The organism is Flavobacterium akiainvivens, from assembly GCF_001278115.1.
Taxonomy (GTDB): Bacteria; Bacteroidota; Bacteroidia; order Flavobacteriales; family Flavobacteriaceae; genus Flavobacterium; species Flavobacterium akiainvivens.
In genome coordinates this window covers 2075016-2089236 of the sequence record NZ_LIYD01000005.1, presented here as the reverse complement: position 1 = coordinate 2089236, position 14221 = coordinate 2075016, and the positions used below count along the sequence as shown (strand labels likewise).

The window sequence follows — 14221 nt, the reverse complement described above, 5'->3', positions numbered from 1 at the left end:
ACAGGGTCTATAGCTGTGGCTTGATGCCTGGTAAAGATTACTTCGTCGTTCCTCCTCGTAATGACGGAACCTGAAAATTACAGTAAAATCCGTGGAAATCCGCTTAATCCGTGTCATCCGCGTTCCATTTTCCAAGACTGCAAACCGATATCTGCTGCCTGCTATCTAAATCAAAATATCACTCTCTAAATCTGATTTTTCAATCTCAAACGGAAAGCCCAGCTGTTCCATGAGCTGGAACACGAGGTTTTTGTACCAGTTTTCGCTCTTGGGGTGAATGTACACCTTTTCAATCAGGCGGTTAATGTCTACATTGGCCTTAACTCCCTCGTTAATGTTTACATGGTGGGGTGACAGGTCAGACACAATACGCACTTCACGCTCATACTGAAAGCTCTTGCGCTTAAACAGGAACGGGAAGAAATTGTTGTCAAACGGTATCTTTTCCTTCTTATAGTCAATATACTTTACTTCGCCAATGTGTTGCTCATAGCGGTTTTCGGGGCCCAGGGCCTGTTGCAGGCGGCCTATGGTGCTTTGTATGGCAAGCCCCTCGTTGTTTTTGGTAAAAATCTGCCACATGGCATAGCTCTCATATTCGTTTATATGCCAGCTGCTTATTACCACATTTTTGCGGTGCTGCTTGTACTTATCCAGAAACTCGGGGTTATCGCCCGATATTTTCTTGAGCTCCTCAAAAGTGGGTTCGCTAAAGGTGCCCTCATACTGGTCTTCAAACTTATCTGACCGCGACATAAACAATTGCTTACACAGCAGGAGGTCCAGAAATTTAGACAGGTCGAGGTATTTCCACACAATGGTGTCTTCTGCCGGAAGGGTTATGTCTTCGTTTTGAACAAACATCTGGTTGTTGGTTGTGGTTTATTGTTTAAGGTTACCACAAGGTAAATTAAAGTTACGCGAAATGATTGGTATATAATTTATATTTTCGTTATAAAATATGCTACAGCCTATGAACAGGGAGGTTACGTTTTTTGGGTACCGTTTTAGTTTGCTGCAATACCTGGGCATTTGCCTGGTGTGGACGTTTTTTATAGCCTTTATATGGCCCATGATAATTGGGTCGTACTGGTTTGTATCGGTATTTGCGTGTGCAGGGGCGGTGCTGCTAACGGCAGTGGTAACAGGCAAACTTATTTTAGGGCTGCTGGCGCTGTTTTTGGTAAACAAAAAGGCGGTTGTGGTGTACCAGTATGTAATGCTGCTGCTTAGCACGCTGCTGGTTACCTGGGTTATGGGCTTGTTTGTAGATATGGCCGATTTTAAGTTTATTGACCACCTGATGGTAAACGCCGTTACTGTATACCTGTACTACCGCCTGGTTTTAGAAACCGAACTCGACTAACCTAAACCTTGTACAATAGCGGCCAGCTGGCTGTAATGCTTAATGTGGTAAGTGGCCTCATTTGGGCTAAAGTTACCGGCAGGGTCATACAGCACGGTAGCGATGTTGAGGGCTTTGGCAGCGGCAATTTCGCTCTCAGGGTCGTCGCCAATTACCAGTACTTCGTTTGGTGCATAGCCATAGCGCTCTAAAATGCCAGCAAATACCTCTTTCTTGCTGCTTAGGGTGGGGTTTACCACATGGATTTCCTTAAACTCGCCCTCAATGCCCAGCTGGCGTATCTTGCTACGCTGCATTTTATCGAAACCTGTAGTAACAAGAAAACGCTCGCCCGGCAGGGAGTGGGTTAAGGGGTAGTCTTCAAACGGGGCAATGGGCTGGTGGTACTCCAGGGTTTCCTGCAGGTTGATGCCCGCCTGTGTCAGCTCTTGGCTAAAACCGTGGCGTTGCGCCACCAGGCGGAACGGCGTGCGCATAATGGCATACTTTATGGCCTCCATATCATGGTTGTGCTGCCCGGTTTGGGCAATGAGGTCAAAAACCGGCCCGAAAAGCACATTGCCAATAGCCGGCACGGGGAAGATGGTATTATCGAGGTCGTAAATTATGGCGCGAATCATTTTGTTGATTTTTGTTTCAGGTTTAAAGTTTCAGGTTCCAAGTTAACCTTGCGGATGTAATTTTCACGATATATCGTGAATTTTTTTTAAGGCCGTAATTCGAAATCTCAAAATAAGGTTGCTTTGGTCAATTTGTGAATTTAAAAATTATAGAGGAATCAAAAATGAAAATATAGTGATTTTTGAAGTTCATTCTAATTTCTAAAATCTGATTTCTGATTTTCAATTTCAAACTCCAAAAGTGAAGAATTAACCACTTTATGTAAAATAGAAGGCCGGATTTTTAACCCGGCCCTATCTAAAATTCTAACTATCTTATAATCGAACAATCTTACTCAAAAGACTGCATCATTACCAGTTTTTTGTAGGTGCCATCTTTTGCAATCAGTTCATCGTGAGTGCCTTGCTCTACAATACGGCCTTTTTGCATTACTACAATCTTATCGGCTTTTTGTATGGTGCTCAGCCTGTGGGCAATAACTACCGATGTGCGGTTTTGCATCATATTTTCAAGGGCTTCCTGTACAAGTCGCTCACTTTCAGTGTCTAACGCCGATGTAGCCTCGTCAAGAATCATGATTGGCGGGTTTTTAAGTACCGCACGGGCTATGCTAAGGCGCTGTTTCTGGCCACCTGACAACTTGTTACCGCTGTCGCCTATGTTGGTGTCAAGCCCTTCAGGCAGCCCCATTACAAACTCATAAGCATTAGCTATTTTAAGGGCTTCAATTACTTCATCTTCAGTAGCTTGTGGTTTTCCAAGCGACACGTTATTACGTACACTGTCGTTAAACAAGATGCTGTCCTGTGTTACAAGGCCCATCATGCCGCGTAGTGAATTCAGGGTTAAGTCCTTGATATCCAAACCATCTACCTTGATAGCGCCCTGCTGTACATCATAAAAACGGGTAAGCAGGTTGGCTATGGTACTCTTACCACTGCCCGACTGCCCCACAAGGGCTACAGTCTGGCCTTTGGGTATGGTTAACGAGAAGTCAGTCAGTACGTTATGGTCTTCATAGCGGAAGTTAACTGCTTCAATACTAATGCTTTGGTCAAAACTGTTTTTTACAATAGCACCCTGTTTACTTGTTATAGGGTTCTCCTGCTCAAGTACTTCCATAAGCCTGTCGGCAGCGGCATTACCCTTTTTGATATCATAAGATGATTTAGATATAGCCTTAGCCGGGGTAAGTATGTTGTAAGCAAATCCCATGTAACCTATGAAGGCTGAGCCAATTAAGGTTTTTTCAACCAATACCATGTGGCCGCCATACCACAATAAAATAGCAATAACCATAATGCCTAAAAATTCGCTTAGGGGCGATGCCAGGTTTTGACGGTTAAGTATTTTATTAGATATGAGGTAGTGCCTGTTGGTAGACAATTCAAATTTTTTAGTGAAGTAACCCTCTGATGTAAAGCTTTTTATGACTTTAAGCCCGCCTAATGTTTCTTCAATAATTGATAGGAACATGCCCTGTTCATTTTGCGCGCGCGATGAGCTCTTTCGTAATGACTTGCCCACTTTAGAGATAACAAATCCTGAAAGCGGAATAAACACAAATACAAAAGTTGTAAGTTTAACGCTTATTGTCAGCATTACTGCTATAGAGAATACTATTGTAAGTGGTTCTTTTACAATAAGTTCAAGTATTGATAGGTAAGAGCTTTGTACCTCGTTTACATCAGAAGAAATACGCGCCATCACATCGCCTTTCCTTTTTTCTGAATAAAATGACAGGGGCAAGTGTACTATCTTATCATACATGGCATTGCGCATATCTTTTAGCACACCATTTCTGATAAAGGTTGCAAAGTACAGTGCAAGGTAATTAAAAAGGTTTTTAAGCAGGAAAATGCTTATAATTACCACCACCATGGTACCAAGGGTAAATTCTACACCCTTGGTATCGTTAGTGGTTGTAACATAGTAATTTAAATAATCAGTTAAAAATGTTTTTATCTCAGCAAGGCCTTTATATTCAGGCTTAATCCTCACTTTTTCAGTGTCTCCGAAGATAACAGACAGCATAGGGATAAGAGCTAAAAACGACAGCGTGCTGAACAAAGCATACAATACATTGAAAAAAATGTTCAGGAACGCATATTTTTTGTAGGGTTTCGCAAAGCGAAGTATTTTCTTAAAATTGCTCATTTACTAATTGAGGCCCATCTCCTCTACAATATTCTTAATTTTCTGGTCGAGCCTTGTTTCAACTTCTTTAAAGTTTTTAACGTCGTCAAGTGGCTCATTTACACTAAAGTAAAACTTAATTTTCGGCTCTGTACCACTTGGGCGGGCGCATATTTTGCTACCGTCTTCAAGATAGTATATAAGCACGTCTCCTTTAGGGAAGTTTAGTTGCTCAACTTCGCCCGTAAGTATGTTCTTAGCGGTGCCTGCCTCATAATCTTCAAGCATTATAACACGCTGGCCGTTAATCTCTTTCAGAGGGTTTTCGCGGAAGTTATACATCATTTGCTTGATTTCTTCGGCACCTTCTTTACCCTTTTTGGTAAGTGAGATCAGGTACTCTTTGTAGAAACCGTATTTTACATACAGCTTAAGCAGTTCCTGGAATAGTGAGCTGGCATTTGCCTTAGCCTGGGCAGCTATCTCGCACAGCAGCAGGGTAGAGGTAACCGCATCTTTATCGCGCACGGCATCGCCCACCATGTAGCCAAAGCTTTCTTCGCCACCACCAATAAACTCCTGCTCAGGGAAGTCTACAATCATTTTTGCAATCCACTTAAAGCCTGTAAGGCCCACTTTGCACTCAATACCGTAAGCTTCAGCCAGTTCGTGCATCATTGGGGTAGATACAATGGTAGAACCTATAAACTGCTTACCGTTTATCTTGCCCTGTTTTTGCCATTCCTGTAACAAAAACTCAGTCATAAGTATCATGGTCTGATTGCCGTTAAGCAGCGTCATAACGCCATTTCCGTTGCGTACTGCCACACCCAGGCGGTCTGCATCAGGGTCAGTACCTACAACAATATCGGCATCTGTTTGGTTAGCAAGCTCAATGGCCATGCTAAGTGCTTCAGGTTCTTCAGGGTTTGGCGATTTTACAGTAGGGAAGTTACCGTTTGGTACTGCCTGTTCAGCCACAATTTGCATGTTGCTATAGCCTGCATTTTCAAGCAAATCAGGGATTAGTTTAACCGATGTGCCGTGTAGCGGGGTATATACAATTTTAAGGGCTTCCTTGGCCTCCGGTGCTGTGTTGAACGTAGCGTTAACTAAAGAAGACTGTATAAACGCCTTATCAAGCTCGGCACCAATATATTCTATAAGTTCCGGATTTGAATTGAAGTTAACAGCTTCATATTCAAGTGCCTCAATAACATTTATAAGGGCTTTGTCATGCGGCGGAACCAGCTGCCCGCCATCTTGCCAGTATACTTTATAACCGTTATATTCCGGTGGGTTGTGCGATGCTGTAAGTACTATACCACCCTGGCAGCCAAGGTGTTTTACGGCAAAAGACAATTCCGGCGTAGGGCGAAGCTCTTCAAAAAGGTATACTTTAATGCCGTTTGCCGAAAGTACATCGGCCACTACTTTAGCCAGAGTGTCGCTGTTATTGCGGCAGTCATAAGCTATAGCTACTTTTAGTTCCTCACCGGGAAATTGTTCTTTCAGGTAATTGCTAAGGCCTTGTGTAGCCTTGCCCAGCGTATATTTATTAATTCGGTTTGTGCCCGGGCCCATAACGCCCCTCATGCCGCCGGTACCAAACTCAAGGTTTCGGTAAAAGCTGTCTTCCAGGTCTTTAGGTGCATTTGCCTGCATATGCTTAATGGCATCCTGCGTTTCGGCATCAAAAACAGGGGTTAACCACACATTAACTTTGTCTAAAATTGTTTTGTCGATTTCCATGAGGACTCTGAGTTTTTTATGTTGTTGATAGCTAAGTTGATGGCTTAAATTTATAAAGTTTCGCTGATTTTGTAGCGCTCCTCATTGTTTTTTGTACGCAATATTATTTCGCCTAAAAAGCCTGCCAGGAACATTTGTGTGCCTATTATCATGGTGGCCAGGGCTATATAAAACCAAGGGTTATCGGTAACCAGCATGGCCTTTTCATGAGAGTACAGTTTGAAAAGCTTACTAATGCCTATGTATGCAGCTGATGCAAAGCCTATTAGAAACATTAATACGCCAAGTGCCCCAAAAAAGTGCATGGGCCTTTTGCCAAAACGCGACAGGAACCAAATGGTAATAAGGTCAAGCAGCCCGTTTATAAAGCGGCTCATACCAAATTTGCTGGTGCCATACTTGCGTGCCTGGTGTATAACCACCTTTTCGCCAATTTTTGAAAAGCCTGCATTTTTAGCCAAAACAGGTATATAGCGGTGCATTTCGCCCGAAACCTCTATGTTTTTAACTACTATGTTTTTATAGGCTTTCAGGCCGCAGTTAAAATCGTGCAGGGTAACACCCGATGTTTTTCGTGCAGCCCAGTTAAACAACTTGCTGGGTGTATTTTTAAATACTACCGAGTCATAACGTTTTTTCTTCCAGCCACTTACAAGGTCGAGGCCGCCGGTGGTAACCATTTCATATAGTTCAGGTATTTCGTCGGGGCTGTCCTGCAGGTCGGCATCCATGGTTATAATAACATCACCTTCGGCACGTGCAAAACCGGCATGCAACGCCTGGCTTTTGCCATAATTTCGCATAAAACGTATGCCCTTTACAGCCGGGTTTTGAGAGGCAAGCCCTTGTATTACAGCCCATGAGCTATCGGTACTGCCGTCATCTATAAAGATAACCTCATAGCTGTAGTTGTTTTGGGTCATTACCTTTACTATCCAGTTGTGCAGTTCGGGTAACGACTCAGCCTCATTAAGAAGCGGTATTATTATAGATAAGTTCATGTATTATTTGTAGGCCTCGTTGTTCTTTTTCATTGCAGCGGCTACTATAAGGCCTATTACTGTATAGGTAAGTAGTGACCAGATGTATCCAAAAAGCTGGTTTTTAATTGAATAACTGTCATTTTCTTTAATAGCATCTATTGTTTTCTTAATTTCTGATGCAGGGGCATTTGTCTTGGCCATCATGTTTGCACTAAAATCTATCAAGTGCTCTTTAATAGCTTCTGCCGCCGCAGGGTCAATAAAATTAAATAGTATTATGCTGAATATGGTTGTTATAGCTACGCCAATTGCAAATACAATAAAAAAAGTTGTAAATGCTTCTTTAAAAGAGATATAACCACCAAGATCTTTCTTTGTTTTAGCAACAGCAAAAATACCCACCCCCAGGTTTACTAAAAACAGTATTATACCTATCCAGAAATTAACAAACAGTTCAAGATCAACAATATAATAAAGTGTGTATATAAATATAGATAATAACCCTATTGCTATTCCAAAAGTAATTCCGTTCTTTTTTACAAGTGTGTTCATGGTGATTTTTTTCTTTGTTGTTTGTTTTAACAGGCAAATATACTAATTATGACTGTATGTGTCGTTAAAAAAGTGTTGTTGTTACAGGTAAAAAACTTTAAATTATCTTTGCAGATATAAAAAATATTGTACTTTTGCAGCCTGAAATAAAATAATTTAAACAAAAAGCCTTCAAGCGTTTACACCTTCTGCAAAAAGAAGCTTCAAAACAAATGGCGGCCAAACAATAAAAATTTATCAAGATGAAAAAAGGTGTTCACCCGGAAAATTACAGGTTAGTTGCTTTTAAAGATATGTCTAACGACGACGTATTTATCACTAAATCAACTGCAGATACTAAAGAAACAATCATTCACGAAGGTGTTGAGTACCCGGTTGTGAAAATGGAGATCTCTCGTACTTCTCACCCTTTCTACACTGGTAAATCTAAACTTATCGATACTGCTGGCCGTATTGACAAGTTCAAAAACAAATATGCCAAATTCCAAAAGTAATCTTTGGTTTTTGCAAACATACAAAGCCTCTCAGCAATGGGGGGCTTTTTCTTTTTTAGGTATTGAGATGCTTAGGTTCTGAGGTTTGTATTGCGAAAACTAAGTGCCTCAGAACCTCAGAACCTAAGCGCCTTTTTGCTAACTTTGACACTTTGCTACTTAGTAACTTTGCAACTCTCTAAGAAATGAACTACATATTGTTTGATGGCCCTGTGCGCACCGCACTGTTGCCGTTTACCTTTACCCGCCCCGTGGCCGATATCCGTATAGGCATACTTACAATCCGCGAAAAGTGGGAAAAATACCTGGGCTATACCACTACTACCATTACCGAGGAGTACCTTATGGACAAATTCCCCATGGTAGAGATGGAAGCTAACGTGCTGATTAATGCGGCCTACCTGCCCAACGAGGTGCTGGCCGAAATGGTAAGTGCACTTGAGGAGAACCAGGCTATTTTAGCGGGAGATGATATTGTGGCGTTTTATACCAAAGACACACAGGAAGAGGTTGATTTTGATAGCTATGAAATTATTGAATATACTGACGAGGTTATAAAAGTTGAGCACGTGTGGGATATCTTCCAAAAGAATGATATTGCCATTCGTGAGGATTTTGAACTGCTTACCGAAGGACGCAAATCATTACCCATACCTGCCAGCGTAAATACCATAGCACCCGAAAATATATTTATTGAAGAAGGGGCTAAGCTTGAGTTTGTTACGCTAAACGCTTCAACCGGACCTATTTATATTGGTAAAAATACCGAGATTATGGAAGGCTCTATAATCCGTGGGCCGTTTGCATTGTGCGAAGGCGCAGTGGTTAAGCTTGCCGCTAAGGTATATGGCGCTACTACTGTGGGGCCTGAGTGCCGTATAGGGGGTGAGGTAAGTAATTCGGTATTATTTGGCTATAGCAATAAGGGGCACGATGGTTTCCTGGGTAACTCAGTGCTTGGAGAATGGTGTAACCTTGGGGCTGATACTAACAACTCTAACCTAAAGAATAACTACGAAGAAGTAAAACTGTGGAGTTATGAAAAAGGTGGTTTTGTAAAGACCGGGCTTCAGTTTTGCGGCCTTATGATGGGCGACCACAGCAAAAGCGGCATCAACACCATGTTTAATACCGGTACAGTTGTAGGGGTTTGCGCCAATATTTTTGGCAGTGGTTTCCCTCGTAATTTTATACCGAGCTTTTCATGGGGTGGTGCAGCAGGCATGGTTACCTACGATGTTAAGAAGGCCTTTGAAACCGCCGGTATTGTTATGAGTCGCCGCAATGTGGCCTTTACCGAACAGGATGAAACCATACTTGCTGAAGTCTATCAACAAACCGAAAAGCTAAGGAACAGTAACTAATGGCGCGTTCCAAAAAAGGTAAATCAGGCGGGTTAGGTGTAATGGGTGTTTTTATACTGGTTGCACTTGTGGCCTTTTATAAGGTATACAAGCCCGGAGCGTCTGTTAGACCTACCGAATATGGCCAGCCACAGCCTAAAAGCCGGCCGGCTACTGAAATAACTAAGAAGAAAAAAGAGGTAAGGGCGCTTAAAACCTTTACCGGAAAGGTAACCGCTATTAAAGACGGTGATACGTTTGAAGTACTGTATGATGGTGAGCCAGAACGCGTGCGCCTTGCCGAGATTGACTGCCCGGAAAGTGCCCAGCCGTATGGCAAAAAGGCCAAACAGTTTGCATCTGACCTGTGTTTTGGTAAAACCGTAACCGTTGCCAGCGGCAGCAAGCGCGACCGCTACGGCAGGGTAGTGGGTACCGTTACCACAGAAGATGGTGTAAATGTAAACGAAGCCCTGGTAAAAGCGGGCTATGCCTGGCATTATAAAGACTACAGCGATAACGCCCAGATAGGAGTTTTTGAAGAAGAAGCCCGCCAAAAAGGTCTTGGCCTGTGGGCTGATAGTAAACCCACCCCGCCGTGGGAATGGCGCAAAAACAAGAGAAAGAAAAAATAGCTGTCAGCAATCAGCTGACAGCTATTAGCTTTAATCGTCTATCCTTAAAAATTTACCGGCGTTGTCAAACTCAAGTTCAATGTCATTGGTAAATTCTACTTTATAGCCCCAGTGTTTGTGTTCTATTTTCTCAACATTCTGGCCTTTATAGTTTTGGTCAACATAAGCGGCAACAGCCTTGGGTAAAACACTTTTAGGCATTATGCTGTGGTTGGCATCTACCTCTTTCCAGTTGCCTTTGCCGTCAAATTCTACTTCGGCACCACCGGTAAAGTGTACTACATATTCGGTTTCATGAATATCCTTATCTTCAATAATGTAAGATGTAGCCTGGTTAGGGAAGTTGGTTTTAATAAACTCCTGCGCTATTTTAGGCAGTTCGGTTACAGCTATATTCCTTTTTTGTGCATTGCAGCCCATAACGGTAAGCGCTGCCAGTGCAATAAACATTGTTTTCATAATCGTTTGATTTTTAATTATGATACAAGTGTATAACTGCAATCTGGAAACAATTAGGAATCTGAATTATTTTCCGGAAATGCCAGAGAAAAAATGTGATTGCCATTAAAAGAGTAGCCAAGTGTAATGTGGTTGCTGTCGGCAATTGATTTTACCAGTGCCAGCCCCAGCCCGGTAGACTGCTCATTACTCCCCTCACGGTAAAAACGCTTAAAAATCATCTCTTTATAAAGCGTTTTAGTGCTGCCGGTATTTTCTATGGTAAAAAGGCCTTTACTGCTATTAATACTTATTGTACCGCCCTCATAATTATGAATAATGGCATTTTTAATCAGGTTGCTAAGTAATGCAACGGCCAGCCCCTTGTTAATTTTATAGGCAATGTTGCCCTGTACCACCATACTGATTTTTATATTGCGGTGTTCGGCCAGGGGCTCAAAGTCTTCTAACAGCTGGCTGGTTAGTATGGTAATGTTTACTTCCTCGGTTTCGTCATACTGGTGGTTGTCTATTTTAGACAGCATTAGTAACGATTTGTTTAGCCGTACCAACCTGTGTAGGGTATCGCTTATTTTGCCCAGTTCGGCCATTTGTTCTTCCGGCAGGGTGTTGTTTTCGGCAAAAAGCTCCAGCTTATTAAGGCTTATGGCCAATGGGGTTTGTAGCTCATGGCTGGCATTTTCTATAAATTGTTTCTGGCTTTCAAAAGTAGCCTCGTTGCGCTGTAGCATTTCCCGTAGCTCGTTAGCTAATGTCTTAAATTCAGCTACTTTGCTGTCCGGATTTTCAAAAACCTGGCCCTTACCGGGTTTGTATAGGCGTAGCTTTTCAAGCAACCCATAGAAAGGCTTCCAGGCACGCTTAAGTACAACGCGGTTTAAGATGGCTATACTCATCACAAGCATTATGTAGAGGCCAATGAGCGCCAGTAGCAGGTCTTCCAAAAGCTCATCTTCCTCAATAAGGCTGGCGCGTATGGTAAGGCGGTGCGGGTTGCCCTGAGCATCGTTAAAAACGGTTTGCAGCAGGCGCACGGGCTCATCATCATCGTCATATTCCATAAACTCAAAGGTGCTTATAAACTTGTCTGAAAAGTCATAGCTGCCCTTGGGTAACGGTTCTATTTTGTATTGGTTAATACCATATTCAGGCGCGTTGAGCAGCTCAGGGTGTGCATAAGTTTCACGGATAATCAGCAGCTTAGAGTTCTTGAGTCCGTCGTCTATATTATCATATACCTCTTCGGTAATTACCGCATAAAAAAGGCCTGCCCAAATGGCTATAACCGGTAGCAGCGCCACCAGCAGGTAGCGCAATGTATAGTTTTGCAGCGATATGCCTTTTTTTTGCATAAACATAGTTCTTTCGTTGAGTGTGCTTTCCCCCTCTGGGGGTCAGGGGGCTTTTAGGGGGCTATCATTTTGTAGCCCATGCCATATACGGCCTGAATATCGGCCTCAGCCCCGGCATCTTTAAGCTTTTTGCGCAGGTTTTTAATTTGCGAATATACAAAATCAAGGCTGTCTGACTGGTCTATATAATCACCCCAGACCGATTCTGCCAGCGCGGGTTTGTTAACCAGCCGGTTGGGGTTTATCATAAAATAATACAGCAGGTCAAATTCTTTTCGGTTCAGTACCATTTCGTTATTGTTGATGGAAACCGTGCGCAGTTCGGGTGAAAGCCTTATGTTAGCCACTTCTACAAAACTATCGCCATTGTGGTTTTTGCGGCGTATGGCCGATTTAATTCGGGCATGCAGTTCTGCTAAATGAAAGGGTTTTGCCAGGTAATCATCGGCACCCAGGTCAAGGCCTTTAACCTTATCGTCTACGCTGTCTTTAGCTGAAATTATAATAATGGCCTCCTTTTTTTGCAGCGATTTAAGTTCTTCCAGAAGGGCAAGGCCACTACCACCGGGCAGCATAATGTCTATCAGTACACAATCATAATCATAGCTGCCTATTTTGTCGATGCCCGTGGGATAATCGTGGGCGGTTTCCACAATGTATTGTTCCTTTTCCAGTGATTCCTTAATCACCTCCCTTAACCCGGGTTCGTCTTCCACAACCAATATTTTCATGCCTTTTTTACTTAGCGGATATCAAATATACCAATTAACGCGGCAAGGTAAAATCCAATTTTGGAAAGATTTGGGAATGGTTGGCCACGAATTTCACGAATTCACACAAATTAATTCGGTGCAAAATCAATGTTTTTGCACCCGTTTCAATACCAACGCATTCAAAGGATTAATACCTAATCCTGTTACATTCTTCTGCGTAAACCGCGATGCCTTGTCATAAAACAGCGGTATAACCGGGGCTTCATCCATTACCAGGGCATCCATTTGTTTGTACAGTTCAAAACGTTTGGCATCATCCGTTTCAAGGAATGCGGCTTCATACAATTTGTCGAAAACGTCGCTCTTAAAGTGTGTATAATTGGGCCCTCCCGGCGAAAAGTTTTTGCTGTAGAAAAGCGACAGGTAATTTTCAGCATCGGGGTAATCGGCAATCCAGGTAGCCTTAAAAAATGCAGCTTTTCCTGTTGATATACTTTGGGTTAGGGTAGTGGGCGGGTTAACGTCAACTTCAACATTCAGGCCTATTTTCTGCCATTCGCGTTGAAGGTATTCGGCAATGTCAAGGTAGCTGGCCGTGGTGCTCATTTGTATTTTGGGGCTGTTGTTGCCCGTTTGCTTTTTATATTCAGCCACCAGCTCACGGGCGCGTTGCGGATTGTATGCATAGCCCTTGGCGCCATAGCCCCCTAATCCTTCAGGAATAATGCCGTGCACCGCACCCGTACCCATGCCGTTGCGCAGATACAGTATCATTTTATTGCGGTCAAAGCCATAGTTAAGCGCCTGCCTCAGCTTTTTATCCTTCAGCGCTTCGTTGTCTCCATCCATACGGAAACCCATGTATTCGGTATTCAGGTACGGGCCGGTAATCATGGTTACCCTGTCGCGGTACTTGGGTTGTAGTTCGCCTTTTGGGGTAAGTATCTCGTCTTTGTAGCTGGGGTCAAGTCCTGAAACAAAATCAAGCTTGCCCTGCACAAACTGTAGGAAGCCACTCTGCTTATCGGGTAAAAACGTAATGGCAACGGCCTCAAGGTAGGGCAGCTGCACGCCTTTGGCATCGTGCTCAAAGTATAGCGGGTTTTTGCGCAGTACAAGTTTTACATTCTCCTCCCATATTTTGAACTGGAACGGCCCGGTGCCAATGGGGTTCGACCTGAAGTCATAACCGGGCTTGTCGAAGGCCTCATGTGGCACTACCGATGCATAACGCATGGTAAGCAGCCCTAAAAATGCCGGGAAGGTCTTGGTGAGTTCTATCTGGAAAACCGAGTCGTTAACGGCCTTAAAATCCTTTACATTTTGCAAGATCCATCCGCCGGGCGCGGCAATTTTATCATCACGCAGGCGGTTAAGGCTGTAGGTAAAATCGTGTGCGGTAACGGTGCGGGTGCTGTCTTTACCAAACAACGCGCTTTTGTGGAAGTACACATCATTTCGCAGGGTAAACGTATAGGTAAGCCCATCTTCAGAAATGGTCCAGGATTTTGCAATATCCGGCTGTATGCGCAGGCTGTCGTCAAGCTGTACCAGGCCGTTATACAGCTGGTTACACACCCATATACTGGGGCGTATCTTGGCAAAAGCCGGGTCGAGCGAGTTTATTGCAGCGTTTTCGTTGTAACGGAACACAAGGTTGTCGCGGCTGTCATCGGCCTTTTTTGAGCACGATGCAAAAATTAACAAAAACGCGGTTGAGTACAGATATTTAAAAAATTGGCGCATCTAAAGTGGGTAATATAACGATTAGGGTGCTTTTGTGATTTTATTTTGATAATTATTTAAAACAATTCT

General features: G+C 43.1%; 14 protein-coding genes. 4 read left to right on the top strand and 10 right to left on the bottom strand.

Annotation, left to right across the window (positions count from 1 at the left end; genetic code table 11):
• Nucleotides 1-165 precede the first annotated feature (165 nt).
• Nucleotides 166-864 carry a DUF2971 domain-containing protein gene (locus tag AM279_RS09280; protein WP_054407694.1) on the bottom strand — a complete coding sequence of 233 codons (699 nt, stop codon included), beginning with the start codon at nt 862-864 and terminating at the stop codon, nt 166-168.
• 97 nt (nt 865-961) lie between these two features.
• Here AM279_RS09280 and AM279_RS09275 point away from each other — a divergent pair, with 97 nt between their 5' ends.
• Nucleotides 962-1366 carry a hypothetical protein gene (locus AM279_RS09275; RefSeq protein ID WP_143090423.1) on the top strand — a complete coding sequence of 135 codons (405 nt, stop codon included), beginning with the start codon at nt 962-964 and terminating at the stop codon, nt 1364-1366.
• Here the strand turns inward: AM279_RS09275 and AM279_RS09270 are convergent.
• The 5 genes from AM279_RS09270 to AM279_RS09250 form a co-directional block, all read right to left on the bottom strand.
• Complete coding sequence (locus tag AM279_RS09270; RefSeq protein ID WP_054407692.1) at nt 1363-1986, bottom strand: HAD family hydrolase; 624 nt, start codon at nt 1984-1986, stop codon at nt 1363-1365. The genes AM279_RS09275 and AM279_RS09270 overlap by 4 nt on opposite strands.
• A 331-nt stretch (nt 1987-2317) precedes the next feature.
• A complete protein-coding gene (locus AM279_RS09265) occupies nt 2318-4144 on the bottom strand; it encodes an ABC transporter ATP-binding protein (protein ID WP_054407691.1) in 1827 nt (608 codons plus the stop codon).
• A gap of 3 nt (nt 4145-4147) precedes the next feature.
• Entirely contained in the window at nt 4148-5875 is a 1728-nt protein-coding gene (locus AM279_RS09260; RefSeq protein ID WP_054407690.1) for a phospho-sugar mutase, read from the bottom strand.
• 50 nt (nt 5876-5925) lie between these two features.
• Nucleotides 5926-6876 (bottom strand): glycosyltransferase family 2 protein, encoded by a 951-nt coding sequence (locus tag AM279_RS09255; protein ID WP_054407689.1) that lies wholly within the window; start codon nt 6874-6876, stop codon nt 5926-5928.
• A gap of 3 nt (nt 6877-6879) precedes the next feature.
• On the bottom strand, nt 6880-7410 hold the full coding sequence (locus tag AM279_RS09250; RefSeq protein ID WP_054407688.1) for a DUF4199 domain-containing protein: 531 nt from the start codon (nt 7408-7410) through the stop codon (nt 6880-6882).
• 242 nt (nt 7411-7652) lie between these two features.
• Between AM279_RS09250 and AM279_RS09245 the strand changes: the two genes are divergently transcribed.
• The 3 genes from AM279_RS09245 to AM279_RS09235 all read left to right on the top strand — a co-directional run bounded on the left by AM279_RS09245 (nt 7653) and on the right by AM279_RS09235 (nt 9882).
• The gene (locus tag AM279_RS09245; RefSeq protein ID WP_054407687.1) at nt 7653-7904 is read left to right on the top strand and encodes a type B 50S ribosomal protein L31; all 252 of its coding nucleotides are present in this window, start codon (nt 7653-7655) and stop codon (nt 7902-7904) included.
• Nucleotides 7905-8089: 185 nt separating this feature from the next.
• Complete coding sequence (locus AM279_RS09240; RefSeq protein ID WP_054407686.1) at nt 8090-9268, top strand: GlmU family protein; 1179 nt, start codon at nt 8090-8092, stop codon at nt 9266-9268.
• Entirely contained in the window at nt 9268-9882 is a 615-nt protein-coding gene (locus AM279_RS09235; RefSeq protein ID WP_082344208.1) for a thermonuclease family protein, read from the top strand. Before AM279_RS09240 ends, AM279_RS09235 begins: the two co-directional genes overlap by 1 nt.
• A gap of 30 nt (nt 9883-9912) precedes the next feature.
• On the opposite strand, the gene AM279_RS09230 is transcribed toward AM279_RS09235, so the two are convergent.
• The 4 genes from AM279_RS09230 to AM279_RS09215 all read right to left on the bottom strand — a co-directional run bounded on the left by AM279_RS09230 (nt 9913) and on the right by AM279_RS09215 (nt 14152).
• Complete coding sequence (locus AM279_RS09230) at nt 9913-10341, bottom strand: PepSY-like domain-containing protein (RefSeq protein ID WP_054407685.1); 429 nt, start codon at nt 10339-10341, stop codon at nt 9913-9915.
• Between the two features lie 53 nt (nt 10342-10394).
• Entirely contained in the window at nt 10395-11699 is a 1305-nt protein-coding gene (locus AM279_RS09225) for a sensor histidine kinase (protein ID WP_082344207.1), read from the bottom strand.
• A gap of 47 nt (nt 11700-11746) precedes the next feature.
• Nucleotides 11747-12424: a response regulator transcription factor gene (locus AM279_RS09220; RefSeq protein WP_054407683.1), complete on the bottom strand. Its 678-nt coding sequence runs from the start codon at nt 12422-12424 to the stop codon at nt 11747-11749.
• A gap of 126 nt (nt 12425-12550) precedes the next feature.
• Nucleotides 12551-14152, bottom strand: a complete 1602-nt coding sequence (locus tag AM279_RS09215) for an ABC transporter substrate-binding protein (protein WP_054407682.1) — start codon at nt 14150-14152, stop codon at nt 12551-12553.
• Nucleotides 14153-14221: the final 69 nt, after the last annotated feature.

Coding starts and splice junctions, on each gene's coding strand:
- AM279_RS09230 (WP_054407685.1), bottom strand. CDS start 10,341: ATGAAAACAATGTTTATTGCACTGGCAGCGCTTACCGTTATGGGCTGC.
- AM279_RS09280 (WP_054407694.1), bottom strand. CDS start 864: ATGTTTGTTCAAAACGAAGACATAACCCTTCCGGCAGAAGACACCATT.
- AM279_RS09215 (WP_054407682.1), bottom strand. CDS start 14,152: ATGCGCCAATTTTTTAAATATCTGTACTCAACCGCGTTTTTGTTAATT.
- AM279_RS09255 (WP_054407689.1), bottom strand. CDS start 6,876: ATGAACTTATCTATAATAATACCGCTTCTTAATGAGGCTGAGTCGTTA.
- AM279_RS09250 (WP_054407688.1), bottom strand. CDS start 7,410: ATGAACACACTTGTAAAAAAGAACGGAATTACTTTTGGAATAGCAATA.
- AM279_RS09265 (WP_054407691.1), bottom strand. CDS start 4,144: ATGAGCAATTTTAAGAAAATACTTCGCTTTGCGAAACCCTACAAAAAA.
- AM279_RS09245 (WP_054407687.1), top strand. CDS start 7,653: ATGAAAAAAGGTGTTCACCCGGAAAATTACAGGTTAGTTGCTTTTAAA.
- AM279_RS09260 (WP_054407690.1), bottom strand. CDS start 5,875: ATGGAAATCGACAAAACAATTTTAGACAAAGTTAATGTGTGGTTAACC.
- AM279_RS09275 (WP_143090423.1), top strand. CDS start 962: ATGCTACAGCCTATGAACAGGGAGGTTACGTTTTTTGGGTACCGTTTT.
- AM279_RS09270 (WP_054407692.1), bottom strand. CDS start 1,986: ATGATTCGCGCCATAATTTACGACCTCGATAATACCATCTTCCCCGTG.
- AM279_RS09240 (WP_054407686.1), top strand. CDS start 8,090: ATGAACTACATATTGTTTGATGGCCCTGTGCGCACCGCACTGTTGCCG.
- AM279_RS09220 (WP_054407683.1), bottom strand. CDS start 12,424: ATGAAAATATTGGTTGTGGAAGACGAACCCGGGTTAAGGGAGGTGATT.
- AM279_RS09235 (WP_082344208.1), top strand. CDS start 9,268: ATGGCGCGTTCCAAAAAAGGTAAATCAGGCGGGTTAGGTGTAATGGGT.
- AM279_RS09225 (WP_082344207.1), bottom strand. CDS start 11,699: ATGTTTATGCAAAAAAAAGGCATATCGCTGCAAAACTATACATTGCGC.